This is a genomic window from Alishewanella sp. d11, from assembly GCF_049390205.1.
GTDB lineage: Bacteria > Pseudomonadota > Gammaproteobacteria > Enterobacterales > Alteromonadaceae > Alishewanella.
The window spans coordinates 1,857,483-1,879,394 of sequence record NZ_CP186547.1 but is presented as its reverse complement, the minus strand read 5'-3'; the positions used below and the strand labels follow the sequence as shown (position 1 = coordinate 1,879,394).

The window sequence follows — 21,912 nt, the reverse complement described above, 5'->3', positions numbered from 1 at the left end:
ATGTTTACCGAAAATATTACGCCTCGTTTCTCAGAAACAGACGCGCTTGGTCATATCAATAACACCGTGTTTGCCGTGTGGTTTGAGAGTGCTCGACAAGGCATCTTTCGCATTTTCACGCCTGACCTAGATACCACAAAATGGACACTGATTATCGCCAGCATCCAGATAAATTACCATGCGCAAACGCACTATAATGCCGTGGTTGAAATCCGCACTTGGGTTAACCGTATCGGTAATCGTTCTTTTGAAGTTTATCAAGAGGCTTGGCAACATGGTCAAAAATGCGCCTCTGGTATAACAGCTTTAGTCAAGTTTGACTACAAGCAACAACAAGCGGTCGCGCTTAGCAGTTCAGAGGTAAGCGCGCTTACTGCACATTTACGCGCCAGCGACTGAGCGACAACCAACGTCCATTGGTCGAAAGGCGCTAGCCAGTCGTAACTAATGGGTTTAGTTTTATAAAAAATAGGAGCTAACCCGATGAAATTTAAACTCAGCCTGTTCTGCCTTAGTATACTTATTGCGCCAGCTTCACACGCTTTTGATCGCATAACAGGGAAGGATTTTGCCAGTCGCTCTGAGGTTATCGCTCAAGGAGCAATGGCCGCGACCAGCCATCCACTCGCCACACAAGTCGCTCTGGATATTATGAAGCAGGGCGGCAATGCTATTGACGCCGCCATCGCCGCTAACGCGGCTCTAGGATTAATGGAACCCACTGGTAATGGTATTGGTGGCGATCTTTACGCCATGATCTGGGATGCTAAAACCGGCAAGCTCTATGGGTTGAATGCCTCTGGCCGCTCACCACTGGGATTGAGTTATGACACCTTAAAAGCCGAATTAGATAAACTCGGGCGTAGCGATTTACCGCCACATGGCATGCTGCCAATTAGCGTGCCTGGCACCATTGATGGCTGGTTTGAAATGCACCAGAAATTTGGCAATTTACCCATGCCGCAATTGTTACAACCCACCATTGATTACGCCGAAAAAGGCTTTCCGGTAACCGAGCTTATCGCCTATTACTGGAATCGTAGCGTGCCGTTATTAAGCCCTCAGCCAGGCGATTTTAAAGGTAGTTTTACCATCGACGGCAAAGCACCCACTAAAGGTCAACTCTTTAAAAACCCAGGACTTGCCTATACGCTGCGCGCAGTGGCTAAAGACGGCCGTGATGCGTTCTATCGTGGCGAGATCACTCGCAAAATCGATACCTTTATGCGCGAAAATGGCGGCTACCTGCGTTTTACTGATTTTGCCAATCATCGTTCTGATTGGGTCGAGCCAGTTGGGGTAGACTATAAAGGCTATACCTTATGGGAATTGCCACCCAATGGTCAGGGTATCGCTGCACTGCAAATGTTGCAAATTCTTAAAAACTTTGATTTAGCTGCCATGGGCTTTAACAGCCCAGACAGTCTTCATGTACTCGTTGAGGCCAAGAAGCTGGCCTTTGAAGACAGAGCCAAGTTTTATGCCGATCTGGATTTCTATAAAACGCCAATCAGCGTCCTGATTTCTGAAGAATATGGCCGCGAGCGAGCTAAACTGATTGGCCCGCGCGCTGCGCAACGAGTTGATGCGGGTAATCCTAATTTGTATGAAGGCGATACTATCTATATGACGACCGCGGATAAAGACGGCAATATGGTGTCATTAATTCAAAGTAACTATCGCGGTATGGGCTCTGGCGTAGTCGTGCCAGGATTAGGCTTTGTGTTTCAGGATCGCGGCCAGATGTTTTCAATGGATAAAAACCATGCCAATGTCTATGAACCCGGCAAAAGGCCTTTTAATACCATTATTCCGGCATTTATAACCAAAGCGGGCAAACCTTTAGTCAGTTATGGTGTGATGGGTGGCGCCATGCAGCCACAAGGCCATGTGCAAATCTTAGTGAATATGGTCGATTTTGGCATGAACCTACAAGAAGCCGGCGATGCCCCACGTTGGCAGCATTTGGGGAGTACCGAGCCCACCGATGGTCAAGATGCGTACCTAAAAAATGGAGGCTATATTGAAGTAGAGCGTGGTATTCCGTTTGAAACAGTGCGGGAACTGCAAAAACGCGGTCACAATGTCCGGCATGGCTTAGGCGGCTTTGGCGGCTACCAAGCCATTATGCGTGATCACACTAATGGCGTTTGGATTGGCGCCTCTGAATCCCGTAAAGATGGACAAGCAGCAGGCTTTTAAAATATGAATAATCAGCTATTGAGTTTTAATTTAGCGCAATAATTGAGAATTAAATACAGAGAAAACTTAGCACAGATAAGAACGCTAGCCCGATAGCAGTCAATCAGGCTAGCGTTGTCATTTAAAAGATAAAATCTAAACCAATACTAAATAAGGTCGCATCATTATGGTAACTAAAGTCAAACCACGGGCTACGATCGCCTTTGTCCTTAAATTTGTTTAATTCAAATTTCAGTGCCGCTTTTGACATAAAGTTATAACGTACCCCTGCGGTCAAGATCTGATGCTCTTCTGCCTTTCCCGTACCAAATCCATCAAAATCTTTGGTAATTTTTAACTGCGCTTGTGATAACCCCACATAAGGCTGCCAAGTCTCGTGATTATAAACCGCGCTAATATAAAAGGTTGGGAAACGTGAACCATAACCGTCATCGTATATCACATAGTTATAATCAAACAACAAGGTGAAATAGTCGAAAGTTGCAGTACCGCCTAAACCATAGAATGAGAGATCAAAGTCAGTTAAAGACCATTGCCCTGAACGAATAGGAGTGCCATCCGGATTGGTGCGACGCTCTACCGTAAAATCAGGTATACCATCATTATTGGTATCCACCTCATCAAAGAACATGACATCGGCAGTGGTGGTATAGCGCGTTGAAAAATAGGACGCCCGAATGTCTAACCAGTTATTGGCAACAGCAATATTAACGCCCTTTATGTCAGACCAGGTAACATCGGCAGTACCTGCGATATAGGTGCCTTCTGGCGGAAAATAGTAGCCACCGCGATTACGCCAGAAGTCATGCGATTTAATCTCTGTTTGCGTTTCACGCCCAAAAAAAGCACTGAAATTCACCGTCCACTGTTTAACATCAAAACTATGCAGATAGGTCAGGCCATTGAACTGGGTGATTTCCCACCAGTATAAGTTTGCTGGTGGCCTGATCCACGGATAGGCATAACCTACTTCCATAAACTCTGAAAAATAATACATCGGTAACATACGACGCCCAGCCATAATCTGGCTATTGTCCGTTAAATCATAGGTTACATAAAACCAATCGATATCAGGAGACCAACCATCAGCCCCTTTGGCAACTAATTGCATGGTGGCCGTTAAACGGTCGTTCACATCAGCTGAGAGTTGTAACGCAATTAACGACTCTTTATCCCACTCCCACTTTTCTACGTAATAGGCGTAATCATAAAAATCGATCTGAAACTCAGTCTCACCAGATGGATCTTTATCACCACTTATAACTTTACCACCGACAATGGAGCCATAACCACTCACCCGAAAATCCATCGCACTTAAACTAAGCGGCAATACTAATAGCAATATAAATAATAGTTTCATACTAACCCCCCTTTGGGTTCTTAGCTTATTTGATGGTATGAATTACTTTTACGGAATCATTTACATTGGCACTGTTAATATAGCCCACAGCAAATTCGTTACTAGCAACATAACTTAATACATCGCTGTCTGACGCTAACTCTTTTGGTGGTGTGCCTTTGCCAGTGAAAACTAACTTGGACCAATGGGCTTTTATTTGCGAGGAAGAACGTCCTAACGCTTTTTCATCAAAAACCGACCGCACTGGATTCGCATCCGTCAGATTTACCGGCTCAAGTATGGATGAGCGACCGGTAAACACTCTAGAAATGTCATCCATGGTGATATTCTCTTGCATGGTAGGATGTACAACTATCACGATATCCGCCTTGGCCTGTTGCCAAAATAGGCAGCTAAGACATATAGCAATAGGGACTATCTTCATAAAGCCTCCGGAAGGGGAAAGTGCCCACTCAGAATATAAATAGTTTGCTAGGTTTTTTGGATAAACCGAATCAGGAAAAATCAGAAATGTCTCATTTTTCCTTTATAAGGATAGTCGCTATTTAAAAAGCTGCAACTAAGGGGTTTTAGATAATTTTGATATACAACGCAATCGGTCTACTTGTATGCTCACGCAGAAGCGCTTTGTAAACTGATTTTAGCATCATAGTGCTGCTGGATATGGCAAATAGCTTGATCGAGACAACCAGCAAAAGGCTCTGCCGAAGCGGGGCGTTGTTTGCGTAATTGAATTCGCTCCGCGGCTTTTAAATAACGCATCACCTCTTCTTTTGTTTGCAGGATTATTCTGGGTACCGCAACGGGCAACCCTGTCTGACTGTCTTTGGCTATCATGGTGAAATAAGAAGAGTTACAGTGCTTAATCAGCCCACTTTGAATATTTTGTGCTTCAACTCGAATACCCACCACCATAGAGCTTTTACCAACATAATTAACTGACGCATTTAAGGTAACCAGCTCTCCGACTTCGATCGGATTTAAAAAATCCACCCGATCCACCGACGCCGTTACGCAATATTTACCACTAAATTTTGAACCACAAGCAAAGGCTATTTGGTCCATAAGTGACAGCAAATAGCCACCATGGATCTTGCCACTAAAATTCGAGTGAGAGGGTAACATCAGCTGTGATAAGGTAATTTGTGAACAGCTGACTGTTTTAAATTCTGCAACCATAGTATCCATCCTTGTACCTCGCCGATTAATTTAATGATGTCGCTGCAGGTTTATCTTGCACTAGCACCCAAGGCGAAATAACCACCGCCCATAATTCAGCTTGGTGTTGATACCAATTGGTAGCCTGCTGTTCAGACGTCCGTCCGACTTGAGCGGTAGCGAGCCACTCTGCGACCTTAGCTTTGTTATCTTGGCTAAACGCAAAAGCGACATCAATTAGATCTAACGTGGGTTCAACTGTAATCACACTGCCAGCAGCAAAAAACTTTTGTAAATCATGCCAAGGAATCCGAGCCGTTTCCGCAATAATTTTTGCTCTAATTAGCTCAGGATTCTCCGCATCCAGAGCAAGGTGTGCATCAGGTGGAGTTATTGCTACCATCATATCCTCGTCTTATATTGCTTGAGTTAAATTATTCGACTTCATCGCCTTGCTCCGCAACACGTGAAGCACTTAACTCATGTTTTTTTAATAACTTATAAAAGTCTGTTCGGTTGCGGCCGGCTAATTCGGCGGCACGGGTGACATTCCCCTCAGTCATTTGCAATACCCGAATTAGATATTGTCGTTCAAACTGATCTCTTGCTTCCGTTAAGGTTGGCCAATAGCTACTATTTTGTGACAGCGCCTGCTCAACCAAAGCCGCAGAAATGACCGCGTTTTGGGTTAATGCAACACACTGCTCTATAACATTGACCAGTTGCCGCACATTGCCTGGCCATTTGGCTGTCGCCAGTAATTGCAAGGCGTCATCAGAGAACCGAGTGACCTTGACATGATGCCGCTCTGCGCTTTGTTGCAGTACATGCCGCGCTAATAATGGAATATCCTCGGCTCGCTGCTCTAAACTGGGCAGCTGGAGATTCACTACATTAAGGCGATAGTAAAGATCCTCTCTAAATGCCCCCTCACTCATCGCCTGAGCTAAATCACGATGGGTGGCCGACAGTACTCGCACATTAATGGGAATACTTTTGGTGCCACCCACAGGGCGGATCTGCCGCTCTTGCAGAGCTCGCAATAATTTTACCTGTAAGGCAACCGGCATATCACCAATTTCATCTAAAAACAGGGTGCCACCATCAGCCTCCCTAAATAAACCGCCATGCTCTGTCACTGCGCCCGTAAATGCACCTTTGCTATGCCCAAATAACTCTGACTCCAACAAGTGCTCCGGTAAAGCGCCGCAGTTAATCGCCACAAAAGGTTTATCCGCTCGCGGACTGGCTTTATGAATAGCGTTTGCCAGTAACTCTTTCCCCGTGCCACTTGCACCGGTAATTAAGATACTGACATCACGTTGCGCCACACGATAGGCTTGCTCAAGCAAATCCAGCATCAATTTACTTCGGGTGATAATGGCCTCTCGCCAGGTCGCTTGCTCAGGTAAAGATTGATTTAAGGCGCGATGCAATACCTCCCGTAATTCAGCAGGATTGAGTGGCTTGGTTAAAAAGCCAAACACCCCCCGCTGTGTCGCAGCAACCGCCTCTGGAATAGAGCCATGGGCCGTCATCAAAACAACAGGTAGGCCTTTAAATCGCTTTGCAATTTCATCGAAAAGACTCATGCCATCTAAACCGGGCATACGTAGGTCACTGAGTACCACGTCTACCGGTTGGCGCGGTAATAAGGCCAGCGCTTCTTCTGCACTATTGGCATTAAATACTTGGAAGCCTTCGCCCTCTAGGCGCAAAGTGAGTAAACGCAATAAACTAGGATCATCGTCAACTAATAATATACGCGGGTTATCCTTAGCCATCATTGCCCCCCATTATTGGTTTCAGAGGTAGAAGGTTGATTTAACTCCGCTTCAATTTGGGTTAACGCATCAATTTTTTTCTGTAAATCGCGATTTGTTTTTTGTAAGCGTTCAATCGTGTCTTGCTGTTGCGCATTTAAGCGGGTTAAGGCACTGACTGCGGACTCCGCTTCCAGTAACTTCTGATTAAAGGTCAAATCCCAACTAAATAACGCCGCTAAACGGGGAGGAAATGTTGAAACCATTTCAGTTAACTGCGTTTGTACCCTAAAACGGTTTACATAAGGCATATCTGGATGCAAATTATGTAAGGCAAGTTGTAACAAAGCCACCTCATCCAGAGTCGTTAAGGCTTTTAAGCGAGCGCTCTCCGGCTCAGGATCAAGCAAAATTTGCTGTTTATAATCCAGCCAAGCCGCTAGGCTAGTCGCTTGCTCATCTAAAATAAAGGACGGCACTGGCTCAGATTGCTCAGGTTCAGCTGCTGGGGGCTGGATGGAAACTGTTTCAGACGCTGGCAGTTCTTCTGGGGCAACCACAACGGGTTTCAGCTGACATCCGCTTAAAAATAGTAACACGACCAGCGACACGAGTTTTTTCATCCCAGCTTTTCTCCTAATAACGGCAAACGAACACGAATACATACATCCGCATAAACAACATCCACAATATCAGCATGCCCGCCTAACAAACGGGCACAATCAGCGACAATGGATAAGCCTAAGCCAGATCCCATAACTTGATCAAAGCGGGGGGTCGTACCACGCTGAAAAGGTTCAAACAACTTTTCTCGCAGCGACATCGGAATGGGTGTACCGTTATTCGCCACATCCAGTATCACGGAATCATCTTGTCGGTATAATTTTACCCAAACAGGGCTACCCTCAGCGCCATAAGCCTGCGCATTGTTAATCAGGTTATCTAAAATTCGCCGAAACAGGGTTGCATCAGTATAAAAGGCATTGAGCTGACAATCTAATTTTACTTGTTGTTGTCGTTGCTGTAATGATAAAGCATGATCATTAAAGCACGCTTGCATTAACTGCTGTGGGACTTGCACGCTCCATTCTGGCTGTGCTTGCTGTAACAAGCGGTTGTAGTCAAGTAACTGCTCTGTCAACACACTTAGGCGATCGGCGCTGCCATTCAGTAAGGTCACCACCTCTTGTTGCTGGGCAGTAAGAGGCCCAACGAGTTGCTCACTGAGTAAGGCACAACCTTCACGAATACTGGATAGCGGCGTTTTTAACTCATGTGACGCGTGACGTAACAGAATCAATCTTAAAGCTTCTAGCTGTTGTAGACGTGAACTTAACCAACGTAGCTGCTCCCCTAATTCGTTCAGTTCACGCGGACCTTGCAGCTTTTCATCAGGAAAATGATGTTTTGGTTGAGCAATAGCGCGGATCATTCGATCCAATTGTTGTACTGGTGCAGTAATGCGCTTGGAAGCCCATAAAACCAGTAACAAGGTTAATAAAACTAAGCCAAAGGTTTGCCATGCTAACTGCTGCTGGGTTGCAGACACTTGCTGCTGCTGGTTCTGAAGTTGCAACTCTAATAAATCCCAAATTTGCTGGGTAATTTGCTGCTGTTGAGTGCGGATTTGTTGTAGCAGTATTTCTGGGGTTGCCGTCATCTCCCCGTCAAAACTCAACTTTAGCGTAGCTAGAGCCGTTTTTTGTTCGTTACAGAGAATTAATTGCGCCTGTGCAGCGCAGACTTGCGCCAACAAATTAAGCTGATTGTCTATATGGTTTAAGGCTAAACGCTTTAATGCGTCAGTGCGAACCACCACATACTGACGAACTGCGCGCTCAATATCGACGACTAAGCTTTGCATACTTTCGGACTGTCGCACAGAAGAGACAGCATACTCCGCCGAGGTAATAGCGTAAGAACTGACTCCGCTAAGTGATTTATTACTTTGCCAAAGTAAAACGGCAACCGGAATTAAAGCCAGAAAAAAACTGAGAAACACTAATTGCCGTAGAGAAGCGGTTTGAATTGAGAAACGCATAGTTCACACTATCTTTGCCAAAGTACTAGCTTATCAGTTTACCTTAATGCACAGCGATTTTTCGTTAAAAAAAAGGCCAGACAATGCTGGCCAAGGCAGATTAAATTAGTCGTGTAGAGTTATTGAACCATTTCCGTGTCTAAACTTGAGTTGAACCCTAGTTGAGCATTCACCGTAGGCGTATCTGCATGCGTTTGCTCCCAAGCAATAACGCTCTCACTGTTTAAATTGATACGGCGTAACAGCGTAAAAACAATCGCCATATTCGCAACTAAAAACAGAGTAACTAAACTTAAAAACATATCCATGGTACTTCTCCGGTGAAAGTGCCTCACATACAAGGGGCTATGCTGGCTAGGAGAATGGCGTAAAAGTAAAAAAGTTTACTCTTACGATATTCCCCTATTGCAGCAACATAGATAAGCACAGTCCGTGCCAACTTTAAAATAACAACAGAATCAATAGCATATGTTATTTCAATGGATAGATGAGGCGTAAAGCGAAGAGATAGTGTTGCTAATCAGCGACACATTACCAAGCGGATATACTAAAACTTTATAAATCAAAAGCTTAGCCTGTATCTCTTTTGCGACATACAAGCTAAGCATCTGTTTTTATTAAATAAAGCCGTATCGCTGTGCGACGCGATCAAAATACTCTAGACACTGCTTAGCATATTGACGTTTTTCCACATAACTACCCGGAAAAAAGCTTTTCTTGAAACCATAAGCGACCATATCTTTCAGACGCTTTAACGGCACATCAAAATTGTCCAGCGCCAGCTGATATTCTTTGCTCACCGTCGTATTCGATACCAAGCGGTTATCAGTACAAATCACGGTAGCAATCCGGTGTTCTAACATCGCTTTAAATTTATGTTGGCTAATGTCAGTAATAGCAGGGTTGGTTTGCAGATTACTGGTGAGACAGACTTCAATAGCGATACGTTTATCAGCGATGTAAGACGCCAAACTACTGATGTAATTAGCTTTATCTGCAATGCTCGGATCTTTAATCATCTCTGGCATAAACATCGAATAACCGTGGCCAATCCGATCGGCATAACATTCTGTGATCGCCTCAAAAACGCTTTCGGCACCATAGGCTTCACCCGCATGCAGCGTTTTTAACAAAAAATGTTGATGTGCATATTCATAGACTTCTTTAAACTTCCCTGCAGGATAACCTGCTTCCTGACCAGCTAAATCCAAACCTACAATCGGGATGCCTTCTTCATCTCTTAACCGCACGCTAGCACGCACCAATTCCATGGCTGCGAGCTTGATCACATCCATCGGCGCGAAGTCGCGCATCAGCTGAAATAGATTTGTATAGTAAGGTGAGAATCCTTTATTACCAAACATACGCATGGCACAGTTGATAATGCCATAAAAGAAAGGAGGCTTTTGACCACTTAATACCGCTTCAGTCGCATTATATTGCTGCATCGCCCGCTTCAAGCCATTATTCACAGCGTGCATTATCTGATCAAAATCAATACCGCGAGCGAGATCAATCAGTAATTGAGGGGCAAAGCGTACCTCAATATAGTTAACGCCTTCAGCTTGATTATCTAGCGCCAACTCGTAAGCGGCTTGTTCAAGATTTTCCAGATCGCGCAAGACCGCGCAGGTATATTGAAAGCAGTGTAAATACTCACCCAAATTCTGATAACGGTCTTTAAAAACTAACTCTTTTAAACCTGCCACACTCGCCGAAGGCAGTTTAACGTCACTGCGTTTCGCCATCTCAATTAAACTCTCTAGCCTTAGGCTACCATCTAAGTGCAGATGTAAATCAGATTTGGGCATATCTTTGATAAATTCGGCTGAATATCTGGGCATAATCTTTCCTTCTTAAGCTTAATGCAGCATAGCATGAAAGACGTTTTCCGAAAAACGTCGGTAAGTAGTTTGATCGTTGTGTTAAACCGTATTAAAAAATGAAGCTGGTAAAAATAATTTCATGCTGTGCATCAGGCTTATCTAAAAGCGCAGACTATAATGAAAAAGTACTTTGTATAAACACGATTAGCTATCACTGTGCTATGCCTGCACTAAAGATAGTGTTATTAGATCTAGCATAAAAAAACTGCAGTCAATTTATGCTAAGGTTAACAAATAGCCTCTTTTAGTTGTGGCGCTGTTTGAGCCAAAAGGCGAACGAAACCATAAATAACAGTGGTAACTCATTTATTTTTTAGTATCTGCCGGAGGCGTTTGCGCTATGCAACTGAGTCATTTATCGATAAAAAACCGTTTAATCACTATTGCGGCTGTTGCGGTGATAGCACTTAGCTTGATGTTACTGTTAATGCAATATCAGTCTAAGACCCTAGGTAGTTTAGCCACCGCGGATAAGCTTATCGCTGAACTCAATACCGACGTACTGATGCTACGGCGCCATGAAAAAGACTTTTTGTTACGTAAAGAGCTACGCTACTTGCCCAGTCATCAAGCTACGCAACAACAGCTAGAACAAAAGCTGGCGCAACTGAAACAACTGCTTATCGAACTGGCTATTCCAGATCCGCATACCACTGAATTTGCTCGGCTAGTCACTAACTATGGTAATGAATTTGCCGCCTTCGTAAACTTACAACAACAAATTGGCCTAACCGAAGAAGAAGGGTTACAGGGTAATCTGCGAAAAAATGCTGCTCTATTAGAGCAACAACTAACAGATTCCCCAGAGCTGCAGCTGTATTACCTTCAATTACGTCGTTTAGAAAAAGACTTTTTACTGCGACTCAACCCTGATGATCTTGCTACACAGCAAAATATTGCCAATAGCTTGCTCACGGAGCTACCCGCAGCCACCGCAGCTACCTTACAAAGTTACATGCAAAGTATGAATGCGTTAACTAAGGCTATGGAAAGTCGCGGTTTCGATCAAAACCAAGGCATTGAAGGAAAAATGCGAGTGGAAATAAGAGCCACTGAGAATTTACTGAAACAGATGTCAGAACAACTCAGCAGCAGCTTTAGCGAAGCTGTCAAAAAAATCAACCGATTAAGTCTTGGCATTTTTGCGCTTATTATCATTGTAGTGATCCTACTAGTAAGTACTATTGCGCGCAGTATACAAAGACCGATTCAGCAAGCCTCTACCGATCTGGCACGTATTAGGGCTGAAAAAGATTTTACGCTACGCCTTAATATTGAAGGAAAAGACGAAATTGCCGTACTAGGACAGGACATTAATACGTTATTGTTTGATGTACAGACGCTAGTTAAATCGGTCAACCATTCATTGGAAACTCTGGATACCGTTACAGAACAATTGGCCATCGCTGCGGCAGGTAGCGCAACCTTGATGCATGAACAACAATCTGAAACTGATATGGTTGCAACTGCCGTCACGGAAATGGGTGCAACCATTCAAGAGATTGCATCTAACACTGAAATGACCGCTAGCACAGCCAATAGCACCAACTTAAATGCCCAACAAGGACAGCAACAAGTTAGTGATAGTGTCGACTCGGTAAAAGCGCTTGCTGCACGTTTACAAGACGCCAGCAAATCTGCTGCAGAGCTAGAACAAGACAGTATCAATATTGGCTCAGTATTGGATGTAATTCGTGCTATTGCTGAGCAAACTAATCTACTGGCATTAAATGCCGCTATCGAAGCCGCCCGAGCTGGCGAACAGGGGCGCGGCTTTGCCGTTGTCGCAGATGAAGTCAGAACCCTGGCACAACGCACCCAGCAATCGACTCGCCAAATTGAAGCCATTATTCAAACCTTACAACAACGCACTAAAGGCATCTCGATAACCATGCAAGAGTGCCGTGATAATGGTATGCAAAGTGCGGAGCAGGCTAGTACAGCAAAAGAGCTACTACAACAAATCACTGCCAATGTGAGTAATATTATGGATATGACCACACAAATCGCGGCCGCAATAGAAGAACAAAGCCTCGTTGCCGCTGAAGTGAATCGTAATGTAGTGAAGATCCGTGATATGTCAGAAGAAACTGCGGGTACAGCGAAACAAACAAATCAGCTAAGTGAAATGGTTGCAGGGCAAGCGCGTGAACTCAGGATAGAAGTAGAAAAGTTTAGGGCTTAACCTTTTCCCATCTTGAATCTATGACCTAAATAAAAATGGCGCTTTAAGCGCCATTTTTATTATTTGTACTCTTTCGTCAACGCGCTTTGCTAAACAAAACCAGCGCTAAGCATTAAGTTAGACTTTAAAGCGATTTACTAAGCCATTTAACTGCACCGCCAAACGCGATAACTCGGTAGCACTGGCTGACGTTTGGTTAGAGCCCGCAGATGTTTGATTAGCTAAATCACTGATGGTAATAATGTTCCGATCGATTTCCCGCGCCACTTTAGATTGCTCCTCAGCTGCGCTGGCTATTACATGATTCTGATCGCTAATGCTTGTGATATTTTCCGCTATTTGCGTTAATGCTGCTGCCGCTTCTTCCACTACATCCTGCGCATTACCTGCATTTTGACTAATTAAACCCATAGCATTTACAGCTTCTTTCACAGAACTCTGTACTTGGCTAATCATTTGCTCAATTTCGCCGGTAGAAGTTTGGGTACGATGCGCCAAGCTGCGAACTTCATCGGCAACTACCGCAAAACCACGACCCGCATCACCAGCCCGCGCAGCCTCAATGGCAGCATTCAGCGCAAGTAAATTAGTTTGCTCTGCCACACTGCGAATAACTTCCAATACCTGATTAATTGATGTCACTTTATCAGCTAAGACATGAATAACACTGGCACTTTGTTGTACATCACTGTTCATCTTGCCAATAACATTACGGGTTTGCAGTACTTTTTCACTACCGCCCTTCGCTAAGGCGGCCGATTGTACCGATGCTTCTGATGTTTGCATTGCCGTTGACGCCACCTCATCAACCGCAGAACTCATCTCAGTGATAGCGGTAGCCGCTTGCTGCACTTCATCATTCTGCAATTGAATGGCACGAGCAGATTCATCTGTCACTGCATTAAGCTCTTCCGCAGCAGAGGCCAGTTGACTGGCTGAACTGGCGATATGCCCAATCGCATCGCGCAATTTCTGTTGCATTTGTACCAAGGCATCAGACAATAGAGTTAATTCATCACTACCTTCACTGGTAATACGCTGTGTAAGATCGCCATCGGCAATCTGCTGAGCAGATTTGACCGCCTGCGTTAAAGGCTGATTAATACTGGCAGAAATCACTAACGCAACCACCACCGCGACAGCCACCGCCAGCAAAATGAGCACAATAATGAGTATTCTGGCTTGTTCAAAAGCGGCAATAGACTCTTTGCGAGAAACAGAAGCCGCATCTTCATTTAACTTCGTTAACCTTGCCAAACTGCTCTCTATGGCATCGGTGACAGGATTGATTTGCATTAATAAATCTAACGCTGAACCCACCTCATCCTGCTTAAGATAATCAATAGCTTCGTTTTGTAATTTCAGGTATTGCTGAAGCTGTGTCGCAAAATCATTATAAATACGTCGTTCTTCATCAGCATTAATAAGGCCCGCATAACGTTTTTCAGTTGCAATGGTTTTTTGCCGTAGCTCTTCAACCAAACGTAAAGTGGGACCTTCATTATTTATATCGGTAGTGAGCATTAGCCGCAAAGTTTGCATCCTTAACAGGCTGACCGTATTATTTAACTCAGCTAATGCCATTATCGAAGGCAGAGTGTTGGTCTCAAGAACGTCCGCCCGTTCCCGGATTTGTGACATAGTATTTAAATTGTATAAGCCAAGCCCCGCCAACATAAACGCTAACAAGCCAAAGGCTGCAAGTAATCTCTTCTGAATGCTTACCGATCTGAACATAACACGCCTCTTCTATCCCAAATTGCAACCCAACATCAACTTCAGCGAAGTCACAGTTAACTGCTAATCAGTACACATAATGCACTAAGTACTACTTTAGCAGCAATCTTTGTTATTGGTAGCGTTAAATAGTGGAAAGCTTTATCCACAGTACTCTAAGCAGCAAGAATAATGGTATTTACCTATGTTTATGGTCTGACCTGCTCAATGTAATGTGCTGGGTGTAGTAAATATCTTAGCTGTGAGGTGTTAATAAATTCTGAAGCATTATCCTATTTAGTTTGAGGACACCAAATAATACTATTACTATCGTTACAAACTTAAAGAGACATATGAGAACTATTTACAATTAATGGCCTCCCATAAAACCTAGGATGCAGCACCTAATTCAGTTTGAAGACAGGCGTATTTTTAGTAAAACGGAGTTTTGTTTTTATCAGCCGATATCCTCATAAAAAGGAGTTAACACAAAAATTAGTGTCATACTAACTGCAGGGCGGCAAAGACCACCCTGCAGTAGCTAATCTAATGTTAAAAGTTATACCGCAAGTTAGCCGTTATAGCGCGGCGCTGGCCATAGAAGCAATCACCGCGGGCTAAGCAGGAGGTAATAACGGTTTTATCGGTAAGATTATGGGCCTGCAGGCTTAGTTGATAGTTACCAACGTTATAGCCTACCATCGCATCAACCAGTGTGTAGCTGTCGGTAGTCAATGGGTCATTCAGCACCATACCGCTCTGTTCAACATAAGCGGTACCATCGGAAGTTTCACCAACATAACGGACACCTGCGCCAAACTGCCAATTTTGCAGCACCACCGGACGCCAAGTAGCCCAGATCGAGGCTAAATGCTCTGGCTGTGCAGATAAAGTCGCACCTAGTTCACCCACACGGTTACTTTTACTAACATAAGCGTCAATATAGGCATAGCTAGCGTAGATATCCAATTCATCCCAAGCGAGTTGAGCTTCTAGCTCGACACCTTTAGAAGTGACCTCGCCATCTTGTACCAGGCCATTTGGATTAAGTACCGCAGGATCAGATACTTGCGCTGCCGATAAATTGGTTGTGCGATTTTGCTCAGTAATATCAAAAATCGCTGCCGTCAGCAGATGTTCAGTGTCCTTAGGCTGGTATTTTAAGCCCGCCTCCAACTGCTGACCCTTTTTAGGAACAAAGGACTTACCGAAAGCATCAGCACCCAATAACGGCTCGAAAGACTCGCTAACACTGAAATAAGGAGAGATACCACTGTCATACAGATACATTAAACCTAAACGACCGGTGGTAGCATGTTGCGTGGTACTGCCGCCATTTTGAGGATTAGTAGTAGCTCGATCACGACGCAGCGCAACGGATATCAACCATTTATCAGCAATTTTCATATTGTCTTGCAAGTACACACCAGCTTGATAGGTTTTACTGGCTGGATTATCAGTAATATTGGCCTCGGTAGGTAGATTCCCGACCTGACCGTAAACCGGATTGTATAAGTCTAGCAGGCCACCTGTTGCCGCATAAAAGCTGTCGTTATCAGTGTAAGCATTTTGATAATCAAAGCCAGCCACCAGCGTATGCTCGACATTGCCAGTGTTTAGTTTTCCGTGCAGCTGCACATCGCTGGTTAAAGCGCGGGCATCAGCATTGCTTAGATATACCACTCTGTTTACGCTGCGGTTATCTGCCTGCAAACGTGGCGGCCAGCCATACATTGTATGGTAATCGGCATGGCTATCGCTGTAACGGCTGCTCAGCCTAAACTGCCAGTCAGCGGATAAATCATGCTCAACTATCGCAGTAACCGCCACTTGCTCGGTATCGTATTTATCAAAACCTGGCTCTGAAACAAAACGGTTACTAGGAATTTGGCCAAATTCATTTGGTAAAATGGTGCCTCGATGCGGAAAGAACTGCGTGCTGGAGCCGGATTGATTCTGCTGGAAATTAGCTAATACTGTAACCTTAGTGGCGTCGCTGGCTTGCCAACTGAGCGACGGTGCGACTACAACGCTGTTATCCGGTACAAAATCAGTTTGGGTATCGCTGTCGCGCCACAATGCCACCAAACGGCCTTGCAATGAAGCATCATCATTTAACGCTCCGGTAATGTCACCTGCCAGTTGTTTACGTGAGTAATTACCCAGCTGAGCCCATAGCTGGCCACTAGTAACCGGCTCAGGTTTTTTGCTCACTAAGTTAACAATACCCCCAATAGAGCCCTGCCCATACAACACTGAGCTGGGGCCTTTTAAAATCTCAATTTGTTGCAACGCGTAAGGTGCAATTCGCACATTATTATAAAAACCAAATAGTGACTTTAAGCCGTCCAGATATTGCACCGGCGACACCCCGCGAATTTGCGCCCAATCTCCCCGGGTATCAAGACCATAAGGACCGTTATACAGCCCAGAAACATATCCCAGAGCATCTTGCACTGTTAAGGCACCTAGGTCGGCAATCCGCTCTTCAGTTAATACAGACACCGACAGTGGCGTTTCAATAATAGGTGTATCCGATTTCGCACCAGAGGCACTCACATAAGAGATTAAACCGCGCGAGCTTTTTACCGTGATGACTTCAACCGCATCTTCAGTGATTACAGTTTGTTGCTGTGCGTTGAGTGAACATGACATTGCGGTGGTGATAGCAGCAGCGAGCAATGAGTACTTCATTATAGGCAGTTCCTGTGGCTAGTTTGGTGATGGCGCAACATCATAGATGAGAATGAATATCAATTGCAAAACCGGTTGATAATTATTCTTATTTTCATTAGTATGCAGTGCAAAGTTGAAGTACATTGATTTCTCACTGGGCATGGCAATAATGATAAAACTCAGCAATCGTTTTTGGTTTCAGTTACATGGTTGGTTTTCACTGCCTATTTGGCTGATTTTTTGCTTTGTTTGTGTAACCGGCACTATTGCCGTAATTAGTCATGAACTGACTTGGCTCAGCAACCCAGCCTCGCGCGCTACTAACCCTGATAACCTTCCAGCGAAACCAGTTGCGGAGCTGGTAGCTGCTGTTGAGCGCGCTAACCCGACGGCAGATGTCACCAGCGTCATAGTGCTTGAACCCTACTTGGTGCATGCGGTTATTTTTTCCGATCACGACAAGCCACAAGCGATTGCTTATGTGAACCAATACAGCGGCGAAATCCAGCAAATAAATCAGGGTATTACATTTATTGGTTTTATACGCAGCCTGCATGGCTGGTTGCTGTTTCCGTGGCAAAGCAGCTATAGCGTTGGCTATTACTTAGTATCTGCAATGGCGTTAGTGATGCTGGGCGCGCTAGTTACCGGCCTTATCATTTACAAAAACTTCTGGCGCAGCTTTACGCAGCCAAAGATCCGCTTTAATCAGAGTAAAAAAACCATCCTTACAGATTTGCACCGCCTAGCCGGGGTTTGGTCTATCTGGTTTTTGTTGGTGATGAGCGCGACCGGCCTGTGGTATCTGGTGCAGGCCGTAATGTGGCATGCCGATATTGATCTAGAACCGCATGCACCATTGGTAGCGGTAACAGATATACCGGCGCAGCAAAGCGCTGCTCCAGTTAGCTTTGCCGATGCTATGCAGATTACGCAACAGCGCTTCCCAGACTTTCAGCCCAGTTATTTAATGTTACCCGAGCATAATCGCGGCATGTATAACCTGATAGGCGGCGGCGAGCATATCTTTTACGATAAGTACTCGTACAAACTGAGTATTAACCCCTGGACTGGCGACATAGCCTACGAAAAATCGCCTGAAACCATGACGCCCTTGCAAACCATAGCGCACATTGCCGACCCGCTACACTACGGTAATATAGGTGGCATCTGGACTAAGGCTATCTGGTTTTTGTTTGGCTTGCTGCTGTCCGGCATGTCCATTACCGGTTTTATGATTTGGGGCAGCCGCACCGTTAAGGCCGCGCGCGAGAGCAAGAGCACTGCTACGTTACAGGAGGTTAAGCATGTCAACTAAAAACCGTTTTTGGCAACGTCACAAATACAAACTAAATGGCCTGGTGTTGCTATTACCATTTTGGTTTTTGTATCAATCACTGACGCCAGAATTGCCAGCTGCCTGGCCAGTAAAACAAGTCGGCCCATTTGCAATATCACCTATGCCGCTTAATCTAGAGCCGCCCTATGCTCACCATGACAAGTTCGTTAAAGACTTTATGCTGAACTTTAATAAAGGCGACATCAGCGCTATACGCCAAGGCTATTTAAATATTGGCCCCGTGGCTTTGCCGCTAGAGCAGTTGCAACAAGGCGAAGCGGGTATCATGCATGGTAGCCGGCATAGCCAGCACGTACATGCCATAGCGCCGGTCGCTTTTGCTGCAAATGACAAAGTCTGGCTAACGCTGCAAACTTGGCAGGGTGAGCTACTAGTTACTAGTTGGGATTTGCCGCAATCCCTAGTACAGCAAAAGTAATGTAAAGCTGTTAGCGCTGTGTTTGGTTAACGCAGTAATGAGCTAAGACCCCGTATACGCGGCTTTGAGGATATTGCCAAAGAGCTAGGGCATATTGGCGACTTTATCACCCTGACCTGTCCATCTAAGTATCACGCAGCCTATGCCAAAAGCGGCGACCGTAACCCGAACTGGCAGGGTTTTACGCCGCAGCAAGGCCAGCAATATTTATGTGGGATCTGGGCGAAGATTCGTGCTGATCTTGATCGCCAAGAAATACGCATCTATGGTTTGCGCGTTGCCGAACCACAGCATGATGGCACACCACACTGGCATATGATGTTATTTGTTGAACCAGAGCATTTAAATGCGTTAAGGGCAGTAGTAAATCACTGTGCTTTTGAAGAAGACGGCAACGAAGCCCTATCCTGCCCTCGCCCTGCGAGCCAGCTGACGCTGTTCAAAAACGCTCCCAGCGTTTTTGTCGAAGAAGGTTCCAATCTGCGGATACCACAAAACAAAAAACCGCCGAAATGGCGGTTATTTGTTTTGGCGCACCCATCAGGATTGACTCGGTACATCCTGTACCTCGCCCTACGGGCGTTGCTGCGCAACGTCCAAAACGGCGGTCCTGCCGTTTTGTCGAACGACAGGTTCTCATCCGATTGGATGCTATAAACGCAAAAACCGCCGAAATGGCGGTTTTGACGTTTATGGCGCACCCATCAGGATTCGAACCTGAGACCTCTGCCTCCGGAGCGAGAATTTACCACTACATGCACGAACCACCATGCACAAACCCGCACCAATATAGACAATTAAACTATTGATATATATCAATTATAAAATTCATAATTGTTCTTCAGTGTTCATTCAGTTTCGTGGTCGCACAATCAAATTGCTACACTGGTGCTACATGGAGAAGTCGGGGTGACGGTAAGAGCTAAAATATCTGCTACAACCATCAAACAGCTAAAACCGGAAGATAAACGTCTTACGGACACTGAGCTGGCGGGCTTTCATGCGCGCATTACATCAGATGGAAAAATACACTATTACCTTTATTACCGCATTAATGGTAAGCAGGTAAATTATAAACTGGGTACTGAAGGCCAAATTACCCCCGCTATTGCTCGTGATCTTGCCAAAGAAAAAGCGGGTGAAGTGGCTAAAGGCACTGATGTACAGGAAGTAAAAAAGCAGGTTCGCCAGATTAAAAAGCTTGAGGCGATGTCGACATTAGGCAAATTTATCGAAACCAAGTTTGAACCTTGGCTATTTTCGCAAAACCCAAAAACAGCCAAAGCCCGCACTGATGTATTAAAAGCCAGTTTCAACCATCTGATGGATTATCAACTAAGCGACATCAGGCCACACCTGATAGAGCAATGGCGCATTGAACGTAAAGCCAAAGGCAACACCAACGCCACTATTAACCGTCAAGTTACCAACCTGAAGAGCTGCCTCAGTCGCGCAGTTGAATGGGAAGTGATCGATAAACACGAACTGCACAAGATAAAGCCGCTGCCAGAAGACAATTCAAAAGTGCGTTATTTATCTAAGGATGAAGAAGCGCGACTGAGAGCTGCGATGCGAGAACGTGACGAGCGCATTAAGCAAGAGCGTGACAACGGTAACCTACACCGCACAGAACGCAATTATGAATTGCTTCCGAGTTTACGAGATAAAACCTTTGCCGATCATTTAGAACCTATTGTGCTATTGGCAATGAATACCGGTATGCGCCGAGGCGAAATATTAAGCCTGTGCTGGGACGATATCAGCTTTGAAACCAAAACCCTAACGGTACAGTTCGCCAATGCCAAATCCGGTAAAACCCGACATATACCGCTTAATGGTGAAGCCTATCGCACCCTTCAAAGCTGGCAAGCTGATACTGACAACAACGGCATTGTATTTAAAGGTTCAACCGGCAAAGCCATGACCGATATTGGCAAAGCTTGGGACAAACTGCTGGCCGATGCCGGCATTACAAATTTCAGATTTCACGACCTGCGCCATCACTTTGCAAGCAAACTGGTAATGGCAAGCGTCGACTTAAATACAGTGCGCGAATTGCTCGGCCATGGTGATCTTGCCATGACATTACGCTACGCCCACTTAGCACCAGAACACAAAGCCGCAGCGGTAAACCTGATCGGTTGAATAAGGACAAATCATGATTGAAAAAGAGTATTACCGGTTAGATGAACTCGCTCCTTTAGGCGTGACTGCAAGTACAATTCGTTATTTTATTGAGCAGGAAAAATTGCATCCCGCATTTTTTGTATCAAACAGCAGATATGTTATCGGAGCGTATCTAGAGGGCGAATTCAATGGCTTCGCAATTGCTGATTATCAGGGGCTGGTTTCGTTTCCATCTCGTGAAAACAACGTACTACTCAAAAAAGGTAAAGTGACTTCCTCCACAGTAAAACTGCTTCAACATGACAAAATTGTCATTCGTACTAATCAGTACCCATTTAGGATTCCTTGGCCAAACACCTATATTTCAGGCTGGCAAAAATGGACGCTAAATCAGCTTAACTTTGATCAAATACCGGCCAAATGTTACCCCAACGAAAGGGATAGTGGTATGGCGATGTTTTCAGACTTTGTAGGGCAGATAGCGAAAGTTTCTGAAATGGAAGAAGAAAAGGTAAAAGAAGTCGAAAACAAACTAATGAGAGGTCTACCAAGGCGTGTGTTGAGTTCAGCTGGTATTGATTTTCACATTAGTGAGATCTGCGTTACTCATACCGATTTAGTTAGGTTAGGTATAATAAAATCCGCTGTAACTGACGGCGACGCTAAACAAATTTCCAATGTCGCTCCATCACCAACAATAATTGAAGAATCTAAGCGGCCAATAGATAAATTGCTTACTCGAATGCTCTTCAAATTTCCCAATGAAAAGCCAACGAGAATCTGGCGCATGCTTCAAGATGATGTCTTACGAAGTGAGCGTTTATACGATACTGATGAAATTCTTGATGAAGTTGGTAAGGATGAACTCTATTGGTTTACGGAATCTGGCGAGCCGGAACGCCTTAAACAAAAAAGTTTTTTTAACTCTCTAAGAAATTTTAGAATTCTTTACTCCTTGAATGAGTCCTAGGACAAATCTGTCACCTTAAAGTCCTCCACGAACTATCAACAACGTGGAGG

At 44.8% G+C, this 21,912-nt stretch carries 18 protein-coding genes and 1 pseudogene; 8 read left to right on the top strand and 11 right to left on the bottom strand.

The genetic code is table 11. From position 1 onward, the window contains the following. Positions 1–399 carry an acyl-CoA thioesterase gene (locus tag ACO1PK_RS08470; protein ID WP_423185209.1) on the top strand — a complete coding sequence of 133 codons (399 nt, stop codon included), beginning with the start codon at positions 1–3 and terminating at the stop codon, positions 397–399. An 84-nt stretch (positions 400–483) separates the two neighbouring features. Next, positions 484–2,202 carry a gamma-glutamyltransferase gene (gene ggt, locus ACO1PK_RS08465; protein WP_423185208.1) on the top strand — a complete coding sequence of 573 codons (1,719 nt, stop codon included), beginning with the start codon at positions 484–486 and terminating at the stop codon, positions 2,200–2,202. Between the two features lie 121 nt (positions 2,203–2,323). Here the strand turns inward: ggt and ACO1PK_RS08460 are convergent, their stop codons facing one another. The 9 genes from ACO1PK_RS08460 to ACO1PK_RS08420 form a co-directional block, all read right to left on the bottom strand. After that, complete coding sequence (locus ACO1PK_RS08460; RefSeq protein WP_423185207.1) at positions 2,324–3,562, bottom strand: hypothetical protein; 1,239 nt, start codon at positions 3,560–3,562, stop codon at positions 2,324–2,326. A gap of 25 nt (positions 3,563–3,587) precedes the next feature. Then, entirely contained in the window at positions 3,588–3,986 is a 399-nt protein-coding gene (locus tag ACO1PK_RS08455; RefSeq protein WP_423185206.1) for a phosphate ABC transporter substrate-binding protein, read from the bottom strand. A 188-nt stretch (positions 3,987–4,174) separates the two neighbouring features. Next, on the bottom strand, positions 4,175–4,741 hold the full coding sequence (locus ACO1PK_RS08450) for an acyl-CoA thioesterase (protein ID WP_423185205.1): 567 nt from the start codon (positions 4,739–4,741) through the stop codon (positions 4,175–4,177). A gap of 25 nt (positions 4,742–4,766) precedes the next feature. Beyond that, a complete protein-coding gene (locus tag ACO1PK_RS08445; protein WP_423185204.1) occupies positions 4,767–5,126 on the bottom strand; it encodes a DUF2288 domain-containing protein in 360 nt (119 codons plus the stop codon). A 28-nt stretch (positions 5,127–5,154) separates the two neighbouring features. Beyond that, complete coding sequence (locus ACO1PK_RS08440; RefSeq protein WP_423188185.1) at positions 5,155–6,504, bottom strand: sigma 54-interacting transcriptional regulator; 1,350 nt, start codon at positions 6,502–6,504, stop codon at positions 5,155–5,157. Further along, positions 6,504–7,106: a hypothetical protein gene (locus ACO1PK_RS08435; RefSeq protein WP_423185203.1), complete on the bottom strand. Its 603-nt coding sequence runs from the start codon at positions 7,104–7,106 to the stop codon at positions 6,504–6,506. Before ACO1PK_RS08435 ends, ACO1PK_RS08440 begins: the two co-directional genes overlap by 1 nt. Beyond that, positions 7,103–8,524: a sensor histidine kinase gene (locus ACO1PK_RS08430; protein ID WP_423185202.1), complete on the bottom strand. Its 1,422-nt coding sequence runs from the start codon at positions 8,522–8,524 to the stop codon at positions 7,103–7,105. The genes ACO1PK_RS08435 and ACO1PK_RS08430 overlap by 4 nt, the downstream gene beginning before the upstream one ends. Before the next feature lie 119 nt (positions 8,525–8,643). After that, positions 8,644–8,832, bottom strand: coding sequence for a hypothetical protein (locus tag ACO1PK_RS08425; protein WP_423185201.1), 189 nt, complete (start codon positions 8,830–8,832; stop codon positions 8,644–8,646). 309 nt (positions 8,833–9,141) lie between these two features. Continuing rightward, positions 9,142–10,368 carry an adenosine deaminase family protein gene (locus tag ACO1PK_RS08420; protein WP_423185200.1) on the bottom strand — a complete coding sequence of 409 codons (1,227 nt, stop codon included), beginning with the start codon at positions 10,366–10,368 and terminating at the stop codon, positions 9,142–9,144. Between the two features lie 382 nt (positions 10,369–10,750). On the opposite strand from ACO1PK_RS08420, the gene ACO1PK_RS08415 reads away from it, so the two are divergent. Continuing rightward, positions 10,751–12,595, top strand: a complete 1,845-nt coding sequence (locus ACO1PK_RS08415; protein WP_423185199.1) for a methyl-accepting chemotaxis protein — start codon at positions 10,751–10,753, stop codon at positions 12,593–12,595. A 117-nt stretch (positions 12,596–12,712) separates the two neighbouring features. Here ACO1PK_RS08415 and ACO1PK_RS08410 read toward each other — a convergent pair whose 3' ends face one another. Both ACO1PK_RS08410 and ACO1PK_RS08405 read right to left on the bottom strand, forming a co-directional pair. Beyond that, positions 12,713–14,332 (bottom strand): methyl-accepting chemotaxis protein, encoded by a 1,620-nt coding sequence (locus tag ACO1PK_RS08410; protein ID WP_423185198.1) that lies wholly within the window; start codon positions 14,330–14,332, stop codon positions 12,713–12,715. Positions 14,333–14,863: 531 nt separating this feature from the next. Then, entirely contained in the window at positions 14,864–17,005 is a 2,142-nt protein-coding gene (locus ACO1PK_RS08405) for a TonB-dependent siderophore receptor (protein WP_423185197.1), read from the bottom strand. Between the two features lie 151 nt (positions 17,006–17,156). On the opposite strand from ACO1PK_RS08405, the gene ACO1PK_RS08400 reads away from it, so the two are divergent. The 5 genes and pseudogenes from ACO1PK_RS08400 to ACO1PK_RS08380 all read left to right on the top strand — a co-directional run bounded on the left by ACO1PK_RS08400 (position 17,157) and on the right by ACO1PK_RS08380 (position 21,862). Further along, entirely contained in the window at positions 17,157–18,305 is a 1,149-nt protein-coding gene (locus ACO1PK_RS08400) for a PepSY-associated TM helix domain-containing protein (protein ID WP_423185196.1), read from the top strand. Further along, entirely contained in the window at positions 18,295–18,765 is a 471-nt protein-coding gene (locus ACO1PK_RS08395) for a hypothetical protein (protein WP_423185195.1), read from the top strand. Before ACO1PK_RS08400 ends, ACO1PK_RS08395 begins: the two co-directional genes overlap by 11 nt. Positions 18,766–18,807: 42 nt before the next feature. Continuing rightward, a pseudogene (locus ACO1PK_RS08390) lies at positions 18,808–19,422 on the top strand (replication endonuclease); the annotation flags it as partial. Positions 19,423–19,674: 252 nt separating this feature from the next. After that, on the top strand, positions 19,675–20,910 hold the full coding sequence (locus ACO1PK_RS08385; RefSeq protein WP_423185194.1) for a tyrosine-type recombinase/integrase: 1,236 nt from the start codon (positions 19,675–19,677) through the stop codon (positions 20,908–20,910). A gap of 13 nt (positions 20,911–20,923) precedes the next feature. Further along, positions 20,924–21,862, top strand: coding sequence for a hypothetical protein (locus ACO1PK_RS08380; RefSeq protein WP_423185193.1), 939 nt, complete (start codon positions 20,924–20,926; stop codon positions 21,860–21,862). Positions 21,863–21,912: the final 50 nt, after the last annotated feature.